This is a genomic window from Citrobacter sp. CK188, assembly GCF_030333525.1.
GTDB classification, from domain to species: domain Bacteria; phylum Pseudomonadota; class Gammaproteobacteria; order Enterobacterales; family Enterobacteriaceae; genus Citrobacter_B; species Citrobacter_B koseri.
This window is the reverse complement of record NZ_JAOWFU010000031.1, coordinates 17,880-38,041: the sequence shown is the minus strand read 5'-3', so window position 1 is coordinate 38,041 and position 20,162 is coordinate 17,880. Positions and strand designations below refer to the sequence as shown.

At 51.0% G+C, this 20,162-nt stretch carries 15 protein-coding genes and 1 tRNA gene; 8 read left to right on the top strand and 8 right to left on the bottom strand.

The window, feature by feature from the left end; translation table 11 throughout:
• The first annotated feature begins 63 nt into the window (after positions 1-63).
• Positions 64-1,211 (top strand): IS3 family transposase gene (locus tag OGV67_RS11045; protein WP_286464973.1). Its coding sequence is split into 2 segments (ribosomal slippage): positions 64-301 and positions 301-1,211, totalling 1,149 coding nucleotides; the frame shifts between segments, so codons are not numbered across the junction.
• Positions 1,212-1,553: 342 nt separating this feature from the next.
• Here OGV67_RS11045 and OGV67_RS11040 read toward each other — a convergent pair.
• Together OGV67_RS11040 and OGV67_RS11035 are read right to left on the bottom strand one after the other, a co-directional pair.
• Entirely contained in the window at positions 1,554-1,781 is a 228-nt protein-coding gene (locus OGV67_RS11040) for a hypothetical protein (protein WP_059312497.1), read from the bottom strand.
• Positions 1,782-2,049: 268 nt separating this feature from the next.
• Positions 2,050-2,268, bottom strand: coding sequence for a cold shock domain-containing protein (locus OGV67_RS11035; protein WP_059312498.1), 219 nt, complete (start codon positions 2,266-2,268; stop codon positions 2,050-2,052).
• A 279-nt stretch (positions 2,269-2,547) separates the two neighbouring features.
• Between OGV67_RS11035 and cspF the strand changes: the two genes are divergently transcribed.
• The 3 genes from cspF to OGV67_RS11020 all read left to right on the top strand — a co-directional run bounded on the left by cspF (position 2,548) and on the right by OGV67_RS11020 (position 11,744).
• A complete protein-coding gene (cspF, locus tag OGV67_RS11030) occupies positions 2,548-2,760 on the top strand; it encodes a cold shock-like protein CspF (RefSeq protein ID WP_071822061.1) in 213 nt (70 codons plus the stop codon).
• A gap of 75 nt (positions 2,761-2,835) precedes the next feature.
• The gene (locus OGV67_RS11025) at positions 2,836-3,006 is read left to right on the top strand and encodes a YnfU family zinc-binding protein (RefSeq protein ID WP_306308615.1); all 171 of its coding nucleotides are present in this window, start codon (positions 2,836-2,838) and stop codon (positions 3,004-3,006) included.
• A 155-nt stretch (positions 3,007-3,161) separates the two neighbouring features.
• A complete protein-coding gene (locus OGV67_RS11020; RefSeq protein ID WP_286465529.1) occupies positions 3,162-11,744 on the top strand; it encodes a glycoside hydrolase family 94 protein in 8,583 nt (2,860 codons plus the stop codon).
• Between the two features lie 19 nt (positions 11,745-11,763).
• On the opposite strand, the gene OGV67_RS11015 is transcribed toward OGV67_RS11020, so the two are convergent.
• Positions 11,764-11,997 (bottom strand): YnaE/YdfK family cold shock protein, encoded by a 234-nt coding sequence (locus tag OGV67_RS11015; RefSeq protein ID WP_070550197.1) that lies wholly within the window; start codon positions 11,995-11,997, stop codon positions 11,764-11,766.
• Between the two features lie 93 nt (positions 11,998-12,090).
• Between OGV67_RS11015 and OGV67_RS22110 the strand changes: the two genes are divergently transcribed.
• From OGV67_RS22110 to lpxP, 3 genes are all read left to right on the top strand, one after another.
• Positions 12,091-12,327 (top strand): YnfU family zinc-binding protein, encoded by a 237-nt coding sequence (locus OGV67_RS22110; protein ID WP_071885096.1) that lies wholly within the window; start codon positions 12,091-12,093, stop codon positions 12,325-12,327.
• Between the two features lie 79 nt (positions 12,328-12,406).
• Positions 12,407-12,679, top strand: coding sequence for a hypothetical protein (locus OGV67_RS11010; protein WP_023322470.1), 273 nt, complete (start codon positions 12,407-12,409; stop codon positions 12,677-12,679).
• A 201-nt stretch (positions 12,680-12,880) separates the two neighbouring features.
• Entirely contained in the window at positions 12,881-13,789 is a 909-nt protein-coding gene (lpxP, locus tag OGV67_RS11005; RefSeq protein ID WP_286465528.1) for a kdo(2)-lipid IV(A) palmitoleoyltransferase, read from the top strand.
• A gap of 573 nt (positions 13,790-14,362) precedes the next feature.
• On the opposite strand, the gene OGV67_RS11000 is transcribed toward lpxP, so the two are convergent.
• The 3 genes from OGV67_RS11000 to proB form a co-directional block, all read right to left on the bottom strand.
• Positions 14,363-14,438: transfer RNA gene (locus tag OGV67_RS11000), tRNA-Thr, on the bottom strand.
• Positions 14,439-14,553: 115 nt separating this feature from the next.
• Complete coding sequence (gene proA / locus OGV67_RS10995) at positions 14,554-15,807, bottom strand: glutamate-5-semialdehyde dehydrogenase (RefSeq protein ID WP_115615088.1); 1,254 nt, start codon at positions 15,805-15,807, stop codon at positions 14,554-14,556.
• A gap of 11 nt (positions 15,808-15,818) precedes the next feature.
• Positions 15,819-16,922 carry a glutamate 5-kinase gene (proB, locus tag OGV67_RS10990; RefSeq protein ID WP_012133771.1) on the bottom strand — a complete coding sequence of 368 codons (1,104 nt, stop codon included), beginning with the start codon at positions 16,920-16,922 and terminating at the stop codon, positions 15,819-15,821.
• Positions 16,923-17,211: 289 nt separating this feature from the next.
• Between proB and phoE the strand changes: the two genes are divergently transcribed.
• Positions 17,212-18,264 carry a phosphoporin PhoE gene (gene phoE, locus OGV67_RS10985; protein ID WP_024130644.1) on the top strand — a complete coding sequence of 351 codons (1,053 nt, stop codon included), beginning with the start codon at positions 17,212-17,214 and terminating at the stop codon, positions 18,262-18,264.
• Positions 18,265-18,369: 105 nt separating this feature from the next.
• Here phoE and crl read toward each other — a convergent pair whose 3' ends face one another.
• Positions 18,370-18,768: a sigma factor-binding protein Crl gene (crl, locus tag OGV67_RS10980; RefSeq protein ID WP_012133774.1), complete on the bottom strand. Its 399-nt coding sequence runs from the start codon at positions 18,766-18,768 to the stop codon at positions 18,370-18,372.
• A 57-nt stretch (positions 18,769-18,825) separates the two neighbouring features.
• Positions 18,826-20,070 (bottom strand): esterase FrsA, encoded by a 1,245-nt coding sequence (gene frsA / locus OGV67_RS10975; protein WP_101743953.1) that lies wholly within the window; start codon positions 20,068-20,070, stop codon positions 18,826-18,828.
• Positions 20,071-20,162: the final 92 nt, after the last annotated feature.

Here is a 20,162-nt window from a genome sequence, read left to right as displayed (position 1 = left end):
TGAATCGCTACGGATTTAACAGACACCTCAGAGTCATTTAAAATGGCTTAAAGAGAGGTGCACATGAGCAGTAAGCGTTATCCTGAAGAGTTTAAAATTGAAGCAGTCAAACAGGTTGTTGATCGTGGCCACTCTGTTTCCAGCGTTGCAACACGTCTCGACATCACCACCCATAGCCTTTACGCCTGGATAAAGAAGTACGGACCAGATTCTTCCACCAGTAAAGAGCAGTCAGATGCTCAGGCCGAGATCCGCCGACTCCAGAAGGAGCTGAAGCGGGTTACTGACGAACGGGACATATTAAAAAAAGCCGCGGCGTACTTCGCAAAGCTGTCCGGCTGAGGTACGCCTTTATCCGTGACAACTCCTGTTGCTGGCCTGTTCGTCTGCTTTGTCGGGTGCTGAATGTTCATCCGAGTGGGTTTTACACATGGCTTCAGCAGCCGCATTCACCACGGCATCAGGCGGATCTCAGGCTGACAGGACAAATCAAACAGTTCTGGCTGGAGTCCGGGTGCGTTTATGGCTATCGCAAGATCCATCTCGACCTGCGAGATAGCGGGCAACAGTGCGGGATTAACCGGGTCTGGCGGCTGATGAAGCTTGCCGGGATAAAGGCTCAGGTCGGGTATCGAAGCCCGCGAGCGCATAAAGGTGAAGCTAATTTCGTGACACCCAACAGACTCCAGCGACAGTTCAATCCAGATGCACCGGATGAACGCTGGGTAACGGACATAACCTACATCCGAACCCACGAAGGCTGGCTGTATCTGGCCGTGGTTGTTGACCTGTTCTCGCGCAAAGTTATCGGCTGGTCAATGCAATCCCGGATGACAAAAGATATTGTCCTGAATGCACTTCTGATGGCCGTGTGGCGACGTAATCCTCGAAAACAGGTGCTGGTTCATTCTGATCAAGGTAGTCAGTACACAAGCCACGAGTGGCAGTCGTTCCTGAAATCACATGGACTGGAGGGCAGTATGAGTCGTCGTGGTAACTGTTACGACAACGCAGTTGCAGAAAGTTTTTTCCAGCTACTGAAGCGTGAACGGATAAAGAAAAAGATCTACGGAACGCGGGAAGAAGCCCGTAGTGATATTTTTGATTACATCGAAATGTTTTATAACAGTAAGCGTCGGCATGGTTCGAGTGATCAGATGCCACCGACGGAATATGAAAATCAATATTATCAACGGCTCAGAAGTGTCTAGATTATCCGTGGCGATTCAAGGAGTCATCCGGAGAGCCTTTTTATACCCTCATAACTTATTGCTTCAGTCACACCTGATGAGATTTAAAATGAGGAGAGACAGCGCCGCCACTTAGCAAGGTTTTTCACAAATGGCAAGATGGCACGCAGGGGGGAGACACCTGCATTTTGTCAGAGGGTAGCGAATTACTCTCTCTTAATAGAGGTGTTTCTAAAAAAGTGTAATGTAAAAAAAAAGCCTGCTGTTAGCAGGCCATAAATGTTTTTAACTCATTTTTTGTTCGATTCTGATAAATAGGGTAAGCATGCAATTAAACGTGGAGCAGAGAGCATGACAAAAATACTATAAATATTTCCTAGCCGCATCAAGTATCTCCTGTGACGTTAACTCTCTGTCAGTAGCCACGTAAACAATACCATGATCGCCAGTTAAGGAAGGAAAACCTGCAGACATAATCTGAAGATGTGTTTCTTCACCGTTTGGATATTCCTGCCTGATAGAGGATATACCTTCCAGAACGGTCATGACTTTACAGGATTCAGCATTAAAGAAAACAAGGACTTTAATCATATTCTATTACCCTGTTCTCTCGTGGATATTAACTGGCAGATGCCATTAAGTTCAAAGCCATTACGCACTTCTTATTTAACTTGCGGTTTGCTTGTGCTTTTAGACTTTTTATGCAGTAGTACTGCACTTCATCACATCGGTTAGCATGCTAATAATTTTGAAAAATAGGCTGACTAGATATTAAGAATAAACGACTTTCATCTGATTTAAGTTATGGTTCTGACTACTCAGGAATAATCCTTCATCGTTGTCGCAGACCCACAGATATTCATTTATCGCAAAGTATTACGTTTGTAGCAGCAGGCCCTTTTTCACCACTCTGCATGGCGAACTCAACTTTCTGTCCTTCAAATAAGGTATTGAAATTCTCACCATGGAGTGCGGAGAAATGGACGAAGACATCTTTGCTTCCGTCAAGAGGTGAAATAAAACCAAAACCTTTATCTTCGTTAAACCATTTTACCAAACCTTTAATTCTTGTGGTCATACTGACTCCCATTAAACATAATAGCATTAATAGCAAACGTATAAGATTAAACGTATGGACTCAAAAGAGGAGATATCAACGATAGCGCCTGGTAATGAGAACTGCCCGGAAAACTTCAAAATTTCATTCGTACATCGAACTGATGGGATTCATTAAGGCACATGGAATCGATATAAGCAAATTATCTTTTAGCCGTCCAGAGGTCCTGTAGGAAAAATAAAAATGGCTGAATGCCATTTTCAATGTATAGTCTTTACGTGTTTTCAGTAAGGAATTGACTTGTCCCATAAAATGACAGGAATTGTCAAAAGCTTTGACATTCTTAGTGGTAAAGGCCTCATCATCCCATCTGATGGCCGAAAAGACGTTCTGCTTCACATTTCAGCCGTTAACTTTCGCGAATCAGAATTACTCATCCCTGGAAGCCGCATAGAATTTTGCCGGATCAACGGTCTCAGGGGGCCTGTGGCTGCAAACATTTATCTTTCCTGATTTTCAGCGTGACAAAATTAACAGATCAAAACTTAACCACACGTGGTACAGTGAATCTCATTCATTGAAAGGTTAATGGTTATGTCTGTTATCAATTACGCAATGAAACTCTTCAGCAGTGCGTCTACTGCCACTGCTGCCTGTCCTGTTTGTGGCTTAAAATCAGCACAACCGTTGTCAAAAATCCGGCTCAACCAGACCATGCTTTGCCCCGGATGTAAGGCTCTGTTTATCTCCCGACGCTAGCTCGACCAAAACCGCAGAACAGAGCTCATGTCCTATACTTATGTTAGATTCCGGCAGCTGTTAAATCCCTGATGCCTGACGCACATCCTGAGAGAACGTTTCTGAACTGATTTCGCAACTGCTCCTGCGCGCTAATGTCGCATCAGAGCAATGCTATGAAAATGAACCCCAGAGCGTGGTTTAACCGCTCCCGTATTCCGATGAATGCTGCCGAAAACTTAACGTTTTCGGCGAACGATCCTGCAAGCGAAAGCACTCCGCGGTCAGAACTCTTTTCGACTGCCCAGATGGAACGCTATGGTCAGAAGCTGGCACGGACCCATAAAGTATCACCGGATAAACATCCCTATTATCTTCTGAAACGGCTTGGCGACAATGAGGCCGTTATCACCCAAAACTGCTATGAGCTTAATGCAGGTAAAAAGACCAGTATCATGCCCGCCGGGGAGTGGTTGCTGGACAATTATTATCTGATTGAGGAACAAATCCGTACCGTCCGCCAGCACTTGCCGAAAAGTTTTGGTAAAGGTCTCCCGTCGCTGATGTCGCCGCTGAATTGCCCAAGAATTTATCATATCGCATCAGAGGCCATTGCTCACGGTGATGGCCGCTGGGATGCCACCAGTCTGACCAGCTATCTCGCTGCCTATCAACAGGTGACTCCGCTGACACTAGGTGAAATCTGGGCATTACCGGGAATGCTGCGCCTGGCGCTGATTGAAAATCTTCGTCGTATCAGTATGGAAGTGATAAAAGCGCAACAGGACAGAAACCTGGCAGATACGTGGATAACCAGGATTTTCGAATGTGCAGAGAGTGCGCCTGGTGATTTAATTATGGTGGTTGCCGATTTGGCGCGCTCCCGTCCTCCGTTATCCAGCGCGTTTGTCGCAGAACTGGTGCGGCGTCTGCAGGGGCACGGCAACGCGCTGTCGTTACCTCTTACCTGGGTTGATCAGTGCCTTCGGGAACAGGGAGTCACCACTGACATTCTCATAAATAACTTCAATCAACAGCTTGCCGCCAGCCAGCTGTCTGTCAGTAACAGCATCGCAGGTCTGCGATTACTGGGTGAAACGGACTGGGCTGATTTCGCCGAAACGATAAGCGTCGTCGAACAGGCATTAAGAAATGATCCTGCCGGTATCTATCCCCGGATGCACTTCAATACCCGGGATCATTACCGGCACGTAGTTGAGGTCCTGGCCAGAGACAGTGGGCTCAGCGAGCCTGAGGTTGCTGACAGGGTGCTGGCGCTTTCAGAGGAAAAAGCCCCCAATACACCGGAACATCATATTGGTTATTATCTCGCCGGCGAAGGTCGACAGGCACTGGATATACATCTTCTGGCAGACACCTCAAGACTCATACGCTTGCGGCACAGTTTCAACAGAATAACCCTGCTGTCATGGCTTGGCAGCCTGGCGTTGTTGACAACCGCAGCGACCGCGGCAATATTGCACGAAACTGCCATGCAGGGAGCAGGTTGGTTGTTAATCGCGGTGATATTACCTCTGGTTATCGCTTTAACTCAGTTAATGAGTGATTTACTCAGTGACGCAACCACCCGTTTTCGCGTTCCTCGCCCCTTGCCGGGGATGGATTTTTCAGCCGGTATTCCCGCTGACAGTGCCACTATGTTAGTCATTCCCTGCATGTTGACCAGCCACGAAAGTTTCAGCCAGCTCCTCACCAGTCTTGAAGTTTGCTGGTTGGGGAATGAAAACGAAAATCTCAGGTTCGCGCTGCTCACTGATTTTGCAGATTCTGAAAATGAACCCTCGCCGGAAAGTCACGCGCTGCTCAGACAGGCTATCGCTGATACGCAGGCGCTGAATCGGCGCTACCCCTCCGGCCGACCACGTTTTTATCTGTTACATCGTCAGCCTGAATGGAACCCCTCGGAAGGAGTGTGGATGGGCTACGAACGCAAGCGGGGAAAACTGGCGTTGCTGAACAGCTGGTTGCGCCATCCGGGAACGCAATTCGTCAGCGTTGCAGACATGCCGGCCCACCTTTTACCGGATCACATTAAATACGTCATTACCCTGGACAGTGATACGGTGTTGCCGCGCGATACGGCTCACAAACTGGTCGCGGCGATGGCCCATCCGTTGAATACGCCAGAGTATGATCCGGTACGCCAGAGGGTGGTCAAAGGATTTGGTATTTTACAACCCGGTCTTGCGGAGGAGATACCACGTAACGGTCAGGGGCGTTACGCCGCCCTGCGCAGCAGCATACCGGGTAATAACCCCTATACTATGATGTCTTCGGATATCTATCAGGATCTCTTTGGGGAAGGCTCGTTTGTGGGCAAAGGGATTTACGATGTTGACATTTTTATGCAGGCCACTGCCAATACCTGCCCGGAAAATCTGGTACTCAGCCACGATCTGCTTGAAGGATGCTATGCACGTTCGGGTCTGCTGAGCGAAGTGTTACTGTACGAACAGTACCCTAATAATTATCTGTCGGATGTTGCACGACGTTCACGCTGGATCCGGGGTGACTGGCAACTGCTTAACTGGCTAAAACCACGCGTCAGAAAAGCCGATGGTACCCGGGTCAGGAATCCGCTGACCGCGCTTTCTTATTGGAAATTACTCGATAATCTACGTCGCAGTCTGGTCGCCCCCTCCTTACTGATATTGCTGTTCTTCGCTCTGCTTTGGGTACCCAATCCGGTTTACTGGCTGGGCATACTGTTGCTGATATGGCTGTTGCCAGCCCTCCTCTGCATTAGCCACGACCTTCTGCATAAACCTCTGCGTCGCCGCGTGAAGTCGCATCTGTTACTGGTGGGGGCGGGCGCGCTAAAGCGTCTGTCAGGTATCAGCCTTAATTTTGCGATACTGCCGCACGAAGCCGGATATTCGCTGAAAGCGATCGCCGAGACGCTATGGCGACTGGGGATAAGCAGGCGTCACCTCAGCCAGTGGGTCAGCCACAGCCAGGACAGCAGTCAGGCCAGACCCACTGTTGCACGTTTTTATCAGGCGATGTGGCTGAACGTTGCCGGTGGCGTGGCGCTGACAATACTGACCGGACAATTTGCCCCACAGCTGCTGGGGATTGCGTTACCGATCGGTTTGGTATGGTGTGTGGCACCGCTGCTGATGAGCTGGCTGAGTCGCCAGCCCGTGCGTAAGGTTTTTTCGCCTAATCAGGAACAAAAACAGCTGTTACGCCAGACAAGCCGTGAAATCTGGGCTTTTTTTGAAACATTTGCCACAGCAAAAGAGAACTGGCTTCCGCCTGATAATTATCAGGAAATACCACAACCGACGGTGGCACACCGAACCTCTCCTACCAATATTGGTCTTTCACTTATGGCTAACCTGACGGCATGGGACTTTGGCTACCTGCCTGGCGGAGAGGTACTCCGGCGCGTGTCGCTCACGCTCGACACGATGGATAAAATGGAGCACTACCGGGGCCATCTCTACAACTGGTATGACACCCGTACGCTGGTCCCCCTAAGTCCACGCTATATCTCCAGCGTCGACAGCGGCAATATGGCCGGGCATTTATTGACCCTGCGTGCAGGCCTGTCCGCCATGCGTCATCAGCCTGTTTTAAGCAGCCAACAGATACTGACAGGACTGAACGATACGCTGGATATTCTGGAAAAACAGTGGGGTAAGAACCCACCTGACAGCCTGAGACTGCTGCGCAAGCATTGCCTGAACGCGGTGTCGCTCTCTCCGCAGGCGCTTTTCAGCGAACTGAAAAGCATGCGCACCCAGTGCAACCATCTGACCAGCGCATGCCATCAGGGATCTCCTCTTCAGATGCGCTGGGCTGGACATCTGGAGCATCAACTGGTTCAGCTTTGCCATGAGTGGTCTCTGTTGCTTGGCTGGTTGCCTGCATCTTGGAATGAACAGACGCTGCCGACGCTGAGCGAGCTTGCCCGTCCGACATTAACCGGTACAGGAACGCCTCCGGCGTCAGTGGCGGAGCAGGCCCGAATGCGACTCAATATTATCACCGAGCTGGAACAGCGGCTGGATGAGCATGCCCGGATGGATTTCGCCTTTCTGTACAGTGAAGCAACCAGTCTGCTCAGCGTCGGTTATAACTGTGACACCAATATGCCTGACAAGAGCCACTACGATCTCCTGCCGTCTGAAATTCGCCTGACCAGTTTTCTTGCCATTGCGACTAATCAGCTGCCTCTTAAAAGCTGGTACGCGCTGGGTCGATTGTTTACCACGATTGATAATGAAACTGCCCTGATGTCATGGAGCGGATCCATGTTTGAATATCTGATGCCGAATCTGGTGATGCCCACCTGGCCCGGAAGCCTGCTCGATGAAATGAGTCAGTCGGCGGTTATGCGCCAGATTCACTGGGGGAAAGAACGCGGGGTACCATGGGGTGTTTCAGAGTCTGGCTATCATGCTTTTGATGTTCAGCATAATTATCAGTATCAGGCATTTGGCGTACCGGGGCTCGGTCTGCGCAGGGGACTTGCCGATGACATGGTTGTTGCTCCTTACGCCACGCTGCTGGCGCTGATGGTTTCCCCACAGAGAGCCTGTGAGAACCTGTTCAGGCTGCAAAAAAATGGTGCACGCGGAGAATACGGTTTTTATGAAGCGCTGGACTATACCCCCTCACGTCTTGCAACCGGTCAGCTCTATGCGGTGGTACAGTCCTGGATGGCGCATCACCAGGGTATGGCATTTCAGGCGCTGGCTCATGTGCTGCTTGACGCCCCCATGACTGAACGCTTTATGTCCAGCACGGTATTCCGGTCAGCGAGTCTGCTGTTACAGGAGCGCGTGCCGGATGCGGTCGATCTGTACAGTCCGCGCCGTCATTTTGAATCTCATGAGGGCATGGTCAAACCCGTTCGCTATGAACCCCGTATTTTCTATAGCGTGGATACCCCCGCCCCGGATATTCAACTCCTGTCCAACGGCCATTATCATCTGATGTTGACCGCGGGCGGCGGTGGTTACAGTCGCTGGAATGATATTGCACTAACGCGCTGGCGCAGTGATACCACCCGTGATAACTGGGGAGCATTCTGCTACATCCGCGATACCCAGACGGGAGATGTGTGGAGCAATACCTGGCAACCGACAGGCTACACCAGCGGACAAGACGAGGAAGTGTTGTTCACCGATGCGGGGGCAGAATTCAGACGCAGCTTAGGGGGACTCAGCGTCAAAACTCAGGTGGTGATCTCTCCGGAGGATGATGTTGAATTGCGACGGCTCACACTGATTCATCGTGGTCGCAAGCCTCGCTCTCTGGAGCTGACAACCTATGCTGAAGTGGTACTGGCACCTGATGCCAGCGATCTGGCACACCCGGCATTCAGCAATTTGTTTATTCAGACTGAGCTGGCTCCTGAGCGTGACGCTATTCTTTGCCACCGGCGCCCGCGTTCACCGGATGAACCGGGCCCTTGCCTGTTTCACATGATGGTGGTGCACGGCGATAACCGACATAACGTGTCGTTTGAAACGGACAGGGCAAGGTTTATTGGACGTGGCAGAAACCCTGCGAATGCACAGGCAATAGAGACGGGAGGGATGCTAGGCAACACGTCGGGCTCGGTGCTGGATCCGATACTGGCAATTCGCAACGCCATCATTCTGCAGCCGGGGCAGCCGGTTACGATTGATATCATTTATGGCATCAGCGAGACCCGTCAGCAGAGCCTGGCGTTGCTGGAGAAATATCGCGATTACCCTATCGCCGATCGCGTCTTTGAACTGGCCTGGTCTCATAGTCTGGTGGTATTGCGCCAGATGAACGCCAGTGAAGATGATGCCACGTTGTTCAATAGTCTCGCCAGCGCTGTGCTTTACCCTGTCCAGGAGCTGCGCGCCGAAGACCAGGCGATCGGCCGCAACCGGCGTGGCCAGTCCGGACTGTGGGGCTGGGCAATTTCAGGGGATCTGCCGATAGTGCTGCTGAGTATAACCAGCGAGGAAAGTATCACCTCAGTGACCACACTGATTCAGGCACACCGTTACTGGAGACAGAAAGGGCTGGATGTTGATTTAGTTATCCTGAATAACAGCCCCGGCGGCTACCAGCAGGGATTACAAAATCAGATTATGGAGTTAATTTATGCCGGGTCTGAAGCCAGTCTGCTGGATAAAAAGGGCGGGCTTTTTGTCCGCAACGGTGAGCATCTCTCCGCTGAAGATAAGTTGCTTTTGATGAGCGTGGCCTGTCTTTATCTTGATGACCGCGCAGGGGGTATTAATGAGCAGCTTAACCAGCGTATTCATACCCTGAAATCGCCGGCAAGGGCATTCATTCCGCGTGCTGTGCGCGAGCGTAATCAACATACTGACTGGAGCCCTGATACCAGTCAGTTATGCCATTTCAATGGGTACGGTGGATTTTCTCAGGATGGGCGGGAGTATCAGATCGTCCTTCGGGAAAATGCGCTTACACCGGCTCCCTGGTCGAACATACTGGCAAATTCTCGTTTTGGCAGTGTGATCTCAGAGACAGGGCAGGCCTATACCTGGTCTGAGAATGCCCATGAATACCGGTTGACGCCGTGGGAGAACGATCCGGTGAGCGATCGCAGCGGCGAGGCATTTTACCTGCGCGATGAAGAGAGCGGGGAGTGCTGGTCGCCGACGGCTTTACCTGTTCGCGGACACGGTGATTACCTGACCCGCCATGGTTTTGGCTACAGCGTTTTTGCCCATCGTGAGAGTGGTATAGACAGCGAGTTGACGGTCCTGGTTGCTGAAGAAGATCCGGTTAAACTGGTGCTCCTGACGCTCAGTAACTCTTCGGGACGGACACGTCAACTTTCCGTCACAGGCTATGTAGAGTGGACGCTCGGAGAAACACGAACGCGCTCAGCCCCTCACATTGTGACACATGTGGCCAGAACGCCCGGCGGCTGCGGGATACTTGCGAATAACTTTTATGGTGATAATGGTGGCGGCCGAACTGCATTTTTTGCCGTCAGCGGTAATGACTGTTCTCTGACAGGGGACCGCCGGGAGTTTATTGGCCGTAATGGTTCCCTTCACGCCCCTTCGGCCATGAAACTGCAAAAGCTTTCTGGTAAGACGGGGGCCGGTCTGGATCCCTGCGGAGCGGTGCAATCGGCGGTTACATTAATTGACGGGGACCAGAGGACGTTTATTTTTATCCTCGGCGCAGAGGAGAATGATGTTTGTGCTCAGGAGATGCTGGCCCGCTACATGAACGAGGATACGGTCCGCCAGGAGCTGAACCGGATTCATAATCACTGGCACAATGTTCTCGATAAAATCGTAGTTAACACCCCCGACACGTCCGTAAATTTACTGGTTAATGGCTGGCTGTTGTATCAGACGGTCGCCTGCCGTCTTATGGCCCGGAGTGGCTACTATCAGTCTGGCGGTGCATTTGGTTTTCGCGATCAGCTGCAGGATACGCTGGCTCTGAGCCACGCTGCTCCGGACCGGATGCGTGAACAGATAATACTCTGCGCATCGCGGCAGTTTATCGAGGGGGATGTGCAGCACTGGTGGCACCCGCCACACGGCAACGGTGTGCGTACCCGCTGTTCCGATGACTATCTTTGGCTGCCGCTTGCTGTTTGCTACTATGTTGAAACGACGGGGGATATGGATGCACTGGAAATACGCATTCCTTATCTAGAGGGACGCTCGCTTCAGCCTGGTGAAGAGTCTGTCTATGACACGCCGGTCATCAGCGGCACCGAAGAGACACTCTGGTTACACTGCGTCAAAGCTATTCACTATGGACTTCGCTTCGGGGAGCATGGCCTGCCGCTGATGGGTGCTGGTGACTGGAATGACGGGATGAACCGGGTGGGTATCGAAGGCAAAGGTGAAAGCGTCTGGCTGGGCTTCTTCCTGTACGACATTTTGCAGCGGTTTGCAGCGCTGGCGGAGCGCAGGCTGGATGAAAGCGTCGCCGCGATGTGCCGTTCACAGGCTCTGCGCCTGCAAAGTAATCTCGAAGCCCACGCCTGGGATGGGGAATGGTACCGGCGCGGGTATTTTGACGATGGTACTCCCCTGGGATCGAAAACCTCACAGGACTGCCGGATTGATGCGATTGCTCAGAGCTGGTCTGTATTGTCCGGCGCCGCGAACCCGGGACGGTGCGCAAAGGCCATGCAGGCGCTGGATAAGCACCTTGTGGATAACGAAGGAGGGCTGATCAAACTGTTAACGCCTCCTTTCGACGGACACGGTCCAAATCCGGGCTACATACAGGGGTACCTGCCAGGCGTGCGGGAAAACGGAGGGCAGTATACGCATGGCGCCATCTGGGCAGTGATGGCCTTTGCCCGAATGGGGAATGCCGGACGAGCCTGGCAACTCTGGTCAATGCTCAACCCTATAAATCATACCCTGAATGCGGACTCTGTCGGGATTTATAAAGCTGAGCCTTATGTCATGAGTGCTGATGTCTACAGCGTCGCTCCTCATACCGGACGTGCAGGGTGGAGCTGGTATACCGGTTCCGCAGGCTGGGCCTGGCGTTTACTTACCGAGGAATTACTGGGGATAAAACGTTCCGGCACTGAGTTTAGTGTTCATGCCCGGTTACCGGATGAGTGGTCGTCTTTTTCTATGGCATATCAATATGGTGAAAGCCATTATCAGATTAGTGTTTCACGCGGCGATGCAGAATATTGCGTGACACTGGATGGTGTTCTCCTCCCTGATGACAGAATACCGCTGAAGGATGATGGACAAAACCATACGGTTGAGATCATTCAGAACTGACACTGAGCCCGGAGGTGCATTAACATCTGCCGTTAATGCGCTGATTATCCCTGAGAACATCAATCGCAGTCTGCATGGCGATTTTGTCATCCCGCCTTTTTTGTTTGTCCTGCATGACCTGAAGGTATTCCAGCAAGGTGCGGGTATTAATCGGCCGGCCCTGTTTACCCACAGCCAGCACGGCTTCGCCAAGAATAATTTTCACAGGCGGTAGTTGTGCCGGATACCAGTCAAGGGTGTCTTCTGATTTCATCTTAAATTTCTCACGGAAGGGTAGTGTACCATAAATCAGACGTTCAATTTTCAATATCTGATATACTGATTCAGACACAACTTAACATAACTTATGCCAGTTATTTTTATATTAAAGCGTATAATAATTACTGTATTCCTCAGAGAATTATTTATGTCTTATACAAATGGGCTCAGGTATTTTAAAGAAAGACCGGTTCATGTTGCCTGCCCGGCATGCGCACACAGAGCCGATCAGAAAGCAGGTAAACTAAGAAAAGATGCGGTTCTTGAGTGCCCTGCCTGCGGACTGCTCTTCAGACCATCAGAATGCTGGTGTATCGGCGGCTGATCAGCTTCTGCCACTTAACGTCAGTGATGTCGGGAAATGACAACATTTCTCCTGTACTGCAGTTGTCGAGGGTATGATAATGAAATCTAAAAAAACTGTTTTTATTGAAGGACATATCCTGTCAAACAGCTGTCACGGGCAGGCCGGTCAACCTTTCTGTATTCACCGGGTCAGGTTTAGTAATGGTAAATATGCGATTATACGGGTGGCATCCGGGATATGTTTCAAACCAGGCGAAATTATTCAACGAAACGATTGTGAGTGGTTTTATAAATTTACCAAAATTCGGCTTCTTTCTTTTGAGTACCTTGATGATGATGAATCAAGAAGACAATTTCTTGAGTATCAATGATAAAACATGGATTTATAACAGAATAACTTTACTGGCTTACAATTCATTCCTGACTCTTTAAATTCTTTACTAGTCATTGCAAAGTTATTTTTTCTGAATTTAGATGGCTTTAAATTGTCTAAAACAAAATGTATCGCTCAAGACGAATTGCTTCATTGTTTTCCTTTTGCGTTATAACCTTCATTAGCATTAAGGAAATTTATGGCACAGACTTTTACTCATAATTTACTCCATCCCCGCTACTGGCTTACCTGGACTGGTTTGGGTCTGCTGTGGCTTCTCGTTCAACTTCCTTACCCGGTTTTACATACTCTGGGCTCTGGTCTTGGAAAAATATCCAGACCCTTTCTGAAACGCCGGGAAGGGATTGCGAGTAGAAATATCGAACTGTGCTTTCCCGAGATGACACCGTTTGCCCGGAGCCAGATGGTCAATAAAAACTTTGTTTCTCTCGGGCTGGGACTAATGGAAACAGGAATGGCCTGGTTCTGGAGCGATGCGAGAGTCAAAAAATGGTTTGATGTCGAAGGGCTTGAAAACCTGACCGGTGCGACCAGAGGGGTAATGGTTGTCGGGATACATTTTATGTCCCTTGAATTGTGTGGAAGAGTAATGGGGTTATGCCATCCTATGATGGCAACGTATCGTCCACACAATAATCCATTAATGGAATGGGTACAGACAAAAGGGCGTATGCGTTCAAATAAGGCGATGATTAATCGACGTAATTTATCCGGTTTTGTTCATGCGCTAAAAGCTGGTGAAGCCGTGTGGTTTGCACCAGACCAGGATTATGGGTCTAAGGGAAGCGTTTTTGCACCTTTTTTCTCGGTAAGAAAAGCAGCCACGACGAACGGAACGTATGCTCTGTCAAAACTCGCTGGTGCAGACTTGCTCACACTTAGCATGATTCGACGTAGCGATAAAAAAGGTTATCACATGTATATCAGCAATCCGCTGTCAGGCTATCCAGGGGAGGACAAGGTCGCCGCAGCGGCTTATGTAAACAAGATTATCGAGCGTGAAATTCTCCGTGCCCCTGAGCAATACCTGTGGATGCATCGCAGGTTCAAAACGCGTCCCGAAGGCGAAGCCTCTTTATATAATTGAACCATTCTACTTGTCATGAGCCAGAATCTATCTTTCTTGCCACTGCGTATTTGTAAAAAATGCGATAAGGAATTTTCGATCGGATTCATGTTAACGATGGCTTGACTGACAGCCAAGGTTAATCAATTGAACCGGTTCGGATTTGAAGGTCCGTTTTTCGCTCAAAGCTGCCTGTCAATAGTAGGGTATTGGATGCATTTTTTTGTTAGATATGACTAAGTGAAATGCAAATGGGTCGTCAAGTGAATGCAATAACCTAAATGGCAGACTAAACGTGTTTGAATGCCTGCGTAGGTTATTGTAATAACATCCTTTAGGTCAAACCGTGCTGGCTGCGAACTGGACTGACAACATCCGTAACCAGAAACCATCAAAGTAGTAATATTGCTCAAAAGACAAGATCGACGGGAGCTACAAGGTAACACGTGCCGTTAGCATACCCTTGCATTGAGCCACAAACAATCTCACTGTACTTGCCACAATTTTGCCACATCTACAACGCGCAAAATTGCACATTAGTGTTGAACAAAGCAAAACAATGCAATAATAACTTGATGATTTTATTATAAAAGATGGTGCCGATAATAGGAGTCGAACCTACGACCTTCGCATTACGAATGCGCTGCTCTACCAACTGAGCTATATCGGCCCTGAAAGGACATGACCACGAGTGTGAATCACGGGGTAGAAGGTTAAAACTAACCGGGTGATGCGTCAATAGCCTTGTGAATCAAGTGGCTGATTTTGCATCACTCCGGTTTTAATTACGCACGAATGGTATCGTCACCGATGCCGATCCACTTGTAGGTGGTCAGCGCTTCCAGCCCCATTGGGCCGCGTGCGTGTAATTTTTGCGTGCTGACAGCCACTTCCGCGCCCAGGCCAAATTGTCCGCCATCGGTAAATCGGGTAGAAGCATTGACGTAAACGGCGGACGAATCCACTTCATTCACAAAACGATCGGCGTTGCGCAGAGTGCGCGTCAGGATCGCATCGGAATGTTGAGTGCCGTGTGCACGAATATGCGCAATCGCATCATCCAGGTCGGCCACGATTTTCACATTCAGATCCAACGACAGGAACTCGTCGTCATACTCTTCGGCTTTCACCGCTACCACGTTCGCCGGGCCTGATTTCAGTTGGGCCAGCGCCGCATCGTCAGCATGCAGCGTGACGCCGCTTTCCGCCATTTGCTTGCTCAGCGCAGGCAGAAAACGCGCAGCGATATCCTGATGCACCAGCAGCGTTTCCACCGTGTTGCAGGTACTCGGACGCTGGGTTTTCGCATTGACGATGATCTTCAGCGCCGGCTCGATCTCCGCACTGTCGTCAACAAAGATATGACATACGCCAATCCCGCCGGTGATCACCGGGATCGTCGACTGCTCACGGCACAGCTTGTGCAGGCCCGCGCCGCCACGAGGGATCAGCATGTCGATGTATTTATCCATACGCAGCATTTCATTGACCAGCGCGCGATCCGGGCTGTCGATCGCTTGGACTGCGCCAGCAGGTAAGCCGCAGGCTTCCAGTGCTTGCTGAATCACCGCAACCGTTGCCGCATTGGTGCGATACGTCTCTTTACCGCCGCGCAGAATCGCCGCGTTGCCGGTTTTCAGGCACAACGAGGCGACGTCAACGGTCACATTGGGACGCGCTTCGTAAATCACGCCAATGACGCCCAGCGGAACACGACGACGTTCCAGACGCAGCCCGCTGTCCAGCAGACCGCCATCAATCACCTGTCCGACCGGGTCGGCCAGGTTACACACCTGACGGACGTCATCGGCAATCGCTTTCAGGCGCGCCGGTGTCAATGCCAGACGATCCAGCATCGCTTCGCTGAGGCCGCTTTCGCGCGCCTCGGCAACGTCCTGAGCATTAGCGCTCAGGATGCTTTCAGTTTGCGCTTCCAGCTCATCCGCTATTTTTTCCAGTACGCGATTCTTCTCGCGACTGGAGAGTAGCGCCAGTTTGTAGGACGCCGCTTTGGCAGCAATGCCCATTTGTTCCAGCATACGTCGGCTCCTTAACGGGTAATCATGTCATCGCGATGGACAGCGACCGGGCCATATTCATAGCCAAGAATCGCGTCAATCTGCTGAGAGTGGTGACCAGCAATACGGCGCAGCGCGTCGCTGTTATAACGGGTGACGCCGTGGGCGATATCGCGCCCTTCCTGGTTACGGATGCGGATCACTTCACCACGCGAGAAGTTACCTGTCACGCTTTTAATGCCTTTTGGCAATAATGAGCTACCGCGTTCCAGAATCGCAGATGTCGCCCCTTCATCCACCGTGATTTCACCGGCAGGCGGCGCGCCAAAGATCCAGCGTTTGCGGTTTTCCAGCGGGGAGGCTTGCGCATGGAAACGGGTTCCCGCAGAAATGCCTGCCATAACATCGCCAATCACGCCCGGCTTGCTGCCCGCCGCGATGATGGTGTCGATTCCGGCACGACAGGCAACGTCGGCAGCCTGCAATTTGGTGCCCATTCCCCCGGTTCCCAGGCCAGAGACGCTGTCGCCCGCAATCGCACGCAGCGCATCATCAATGCCGTACACGTCTTTAATCAGCTCAGCCTGCGGGTTGGTTCGCGGATCGGCGGTAAACAACCCTTGCTGATCGGTCAGTAACAACAATTTATCGGCGCCCGCCAGAATGGCGGCCAGCGCGGAAAGGTTGTCGTTATCGCCCACTTTTATTTCAGCGGTCGCCACGGCATCGTTTTCATTGATGACAGGGACAATATTGTTGTCCAGCAGCGCACGCAGGGTGTCACGCGCGTTCAGGAAGCGCTCTCTGTCTTCCATATCCGCACGCGTCAGCAGCATCTGCCCGATGTGAATACCGTAGATAGAGAATAGCTGTTCCCAAAGCTGAATCAGACGACTCTGTCCCACCGCAGCCAACAGTTGTTTAGACGCTATGGTCGCCGGGAGTTCCGGGTAGCCAAGATGCTCACGCCCGGCGGCGATAGCGCCCGACGTGACGATCACAATACGATGGCCTGCGGCATGTAGCTGCGCGCATTGACGAACAAGTTCTACGATATGGGCACGGTTCAGGCGGCGCGATCCGCCCGTTAGCACACTGGTGCCGAGTTTTACCACCAGCGTCTGGCTGTCACTCATGATTCTCTGCCATTCAAAATAGGGGAAAATGATATCAAACGAACGTTTTAGCAGGACTGGCCCCGGTTGCCAACAACCAGAGCACAAAGCATGAAATTTTGTTGCGCAGGATCAGCAAGCGTAGCGGCAGTTTCTGACAATTTTATTACCGCAATAATAAATCATCCTTTTTTAAAAATATTCTTAATTTGTCATAAAACCTTCATTGCAGAGCGTTAAAAACCATCCTGTTTTTCACGGGGATCACTCCCAGCGAATATTAGCGCGTAATTTTAAATCAGGAATGAAAATGAAAAAGAGCACTCTGGCATTAGTGGTGATGGGTATTGTTGCATCGGCATCCGTGCAGGCAGCAGAAGTGTATAACAAAAACAGTAATAAACTGGACGTGTATGGCAAAGTAAAAGCGATGCACTACATCAGTGATGATGACAGCAAAGATGGCGACCAGACTTATATCCGCTTTGGCTTTAAAGGCGAAACGCAGATTAACGATCAGCTGACCGGTTACGGTCGCTGGGAAGCTGAGTTCGCCGGTAACAAAACAGAAAGCGAAGGCGGTCAGAAAACCCGTCTGGCTTTTGCGGGTCTGAAGCTGAACGATTTCGGTTCGTTAGATTATGGTCGTAACCTGGGCGCCTTGTACGACGTTGCCGCGTGGACGGATATGTTCCCTGAATTCGGCGGCGACGGCCTTGCACAGACCGACAACTTTATGACCAAACGCGCCAGTGGCCTGGCAACTTACCGTAACACCGATTTCTTCGGCGTTATCGATGGTCTGAACTTAACCCTGCAATATCAGGGTAAAAACGAAAACCGCGACGTCAAAAAGCAGAATGGCGACGGTTTCGGCACATCTCTGAGCTATGACTTCGGCGGCAGCGACTTCGCCATCATCGGCGCATACGCCAATTCAGACCGCACCAATGAGCAGAACCTGCAATCTCGCGGACAAGGTAAAAACGCGGAAGGTTGGGCGACGGGTCTGAAATATGACGCCAATAACATTTACCTGGCGACTATCTATTCTGAAACCCGCAACATGGCGCCTATTTCCGGTGGTTTCGCCAATAAAGCGCAAAACTTCGAAGCGGTTGCCCAGTATCAGTTTGATTTCGGTCTGCGTCCTTCCCTGGGCTATGTTCAGTCTAAAGGCAAAGATATTGAAGGTATCGGTGATGAAGATATCGTGAAATATATCGATGTGGGCGCAACATATTATTTCAATAAAAATATGTCCGCGTTCGTTGATTATAAAATCAACCAGATTGACGATGATAACAAGCTGGGCGTAAGCAGCGATGATATCGTCGCGATTGGTATGACGTACCAGTTCTGATTGTCTTAATTTGCCGGATGACGACGCTCAGGCGTCTTATCCGGCCTACTCTTTTGCACTGTTGCAGTGCCGGATAAGCGTAGCGTCATCCGGCATTATTCTATGTTACGCCGTTAACTTCACCGGTTCTTTGAAGTTATCGGCGGGTTCCAGCGCCAGATTCAGCGAAGTCAGCAGTGCACGCAATTTTTCATGAAACTCGCGCAGGGTGTACTCCAGGCGTTCAATCACTTCGGTCTCTTTAATCGGCACGGCGGTCCAGTTACCTTCTTTGTCAAACAGGCCAAACTGGTAGCTGTAGGTAAAGCGTTTTTCCTGCGCTTCCAGTTCCATCCACCAGCCCCAGAATTCACGTTTCTCAGGCGCTGGCTTCACGTTGACGCAAACAGCCAGGCAATCGAAAAAAAAACGATTATCTTCGCACTGCCCTTCGCGTATATACGGGCCAAGCGCAGTGAATTTCTTGATCAATCTACTTTTCGGGTGTCCACTCGGTAACGTCATTGCGATCTCCTTTGGTGAAGCAACTGTTTTACCAAAACAATAAAATTTAGCAATCCATTAACACAATCTGTGATTGATCCAACCGGTAATTTCTTTCAGCGCAGTGTCAAAATTGCGATACACCGGATTAAACGGAATCTCCATCAGCTTACCGTCGGAAGATGACGAGGTGATGAGCCGGGACTCCTCTTCCGGGCTAAACGGATCGTTTTTCCAGAAGCCAGATAACATCGGCGTTGGGCAGCGTCTGCCAAGCAACCCCTGCACCTTCAGTGAATAACGATTTAGCTCAACGCGCAGCGCTTCATCTGACGCATCATGCATCCCCAGACGGCTTGCCAGCACGTCAAGATACATTTCCGGCACCGTCCCCTGACGTTGTGAATCGCTTAACAACGCATGGACCACCGGCCCCAGACAGGCTACCGCTTTCAGTCGCGGCGCTTCCAGGTAGGCCAGACGTACCGCAACGTTAGCGCCAAAACGAAAACCAAACGCCGCAACCCGGGTATGATCAACCCACGGCACCCCAGGCAGCGCTTTCAACACATGCTGATGCAGCAGACTGGAGTCCTGGGTGAGTTTCCATTTTGACGAGAATCCAACCGACGGCATGTCCAGCGTCAGCATCGCCATACCGCGCGGCGCGAAGTAACGTTCGAACAGGGTATAATAGTCCGTTTGCATGGAATCCAGGCCGCCGCACATCAGTACGGTCGGGAACGGGCCATCCCCTTTCGGCATATGCAAAAACGCAGTGACAGGCGCGCCGCCGGGGATCGAAAACGCCATTTCACGCAGCGAGCCCGGCAAGCGTTGCGCGGCCTCTTCATACGCGCGGTTCGCCAGCGCCTGCGCCTGCTCCGCCAGCTCATCCCCTTTAAGATGCGGGTAAGCCGCAATGTTGTAGAGTGAGGAAGCGTGCAGCCAGTGACGCCCGCTGCGCTGTGGGTCTGTTTCCTGGCAGGCTTTCTGCTGCCATTCCATCGCCTGTTTCGACCATTCAAAGATCCAGTTACCGCCACGGTAGCCAATCACCGTGTCGTACAGATCTTTGTCGGTTCGCTCGGCTTCGCTCATTACGATACGCGCCTGCACATCAAGGATTTCTCGCGGATCGATACCGCGCCAGATCCACATCAGACGGTTGATCATGCGATACCAGTGCGGCACGTTTTTACCATCCAGAGTGGACTGCACGGACGGCTGCGTTCCGTGATTGAAGCGCCGGACAAGCGTCGACGTTTCAGGATGTTTGAAGCGGGGTTTAAACAGGGTTTCGCTGAGGTTAGCCTGTGACATTCGTGCAGCCTCCAAGGGTACTTACTGAGGCCTATTGTAACGTGTGTGCGGCTAAAAAAAACAACGCCCGGCATTGCCAGGCGTTGAAAATT

What these genes read in the sequence shown, in the direction of transcription:
- OGV67_RS11040 (WP_059312497.1), bottom strand. Translation starts at nt 1,781, where the DNA reads ATGATTAAAGTCCTTGTTTTCTTTAATGCTGAATCCTGTAAAGTCATG.
- OGV67_RS11035 (WP_059312498.1), bottom strand. Translation starts at nt 2,268, where the DNA reads ATGACCACAAGAATTAAAGGTTTGGTAAAATGGTTTAACGAAGATAAA.
- OGV67_RS11025 (WP_306308615.1), top strand. Translation starts at nt 2,836, where the DNA reads ATGGTTATGTCTGTTATCAATTACGCAATGAAACTCTTCAGCAGTGCG.
- OGV67_RS11020 (WP_286465529.1), top strand. Translation starts at nt 3,162, where the DNA reads ATGAAAATGAACCCCAGAGCGTGGTTTAACCGCTCCCGTATTCCGATG.
- OGV67_RS11015 (WP_070550197.1), bottom strand. Translation starts at nt 11,997, where the DNA reads ATGAAATCAGAAGACACCCTTGACTGGTATCCGGCACAACTACCGCCT.
- OGV67_RS22110 (WP_071885096.1), top strand. Translation starts at nt 12,091, where the DNA reads ATGCCAGTTATTTTTATATTAAAGCGTATAATAATTACTGTATTCCTC.
- OGV67_RS11010 (WP_023322470.1), top strand. Translation starts at nt 12,407, where the DNA reads ATGAAATCTAAAAAAACTGTTTTTATTGAAGGACATATCCTGTCAAAC.
- lpxP (WP_286465528.1), top strand. Translation starts at nt 12,881, where the DNA reads ATGGCACAGACTTTTACTCATAATTTACTCCATCCCCGCTACTGGCTT.
- proA (WP_115615088.1), bottom strand. Translation starts at nt 15,807, where the DNA reads ATGCTGGAACAAATGGGCATTGCTGCCAAAGCGGCGTCCTACAAACTG.
- proB (WP_012133771.1), bottom strand. Translation starts at nt 16,922, where the DNA reads ATGAGTGACAGCCAGACGCTGGTGGTAAAACTCGGCACCAGTGTGCTA.
- phoE (WP_024130644.1), top strand. Translation starts at nt 17,212, where the DNA reads ATGAAAAAGAGCACTCTGGCATTAGTGGTGATGGGTATTGTTGCATCG.
- crl (WP_012133774.1), bottom strand. Translation starts at nt 18,768, where the DNA reads ATGACGTTACCGAGTGGACACCCGAAAAGTAGATTGATCAAGAAATTC.
- frsA (WP_101743953.1), bottom strand. Translation starts at nt 20,070, where the DNA reads ATGTCACAGGCTAACCTCAGCGAAACCCTGTTTAAACCCCGCTTCAAA.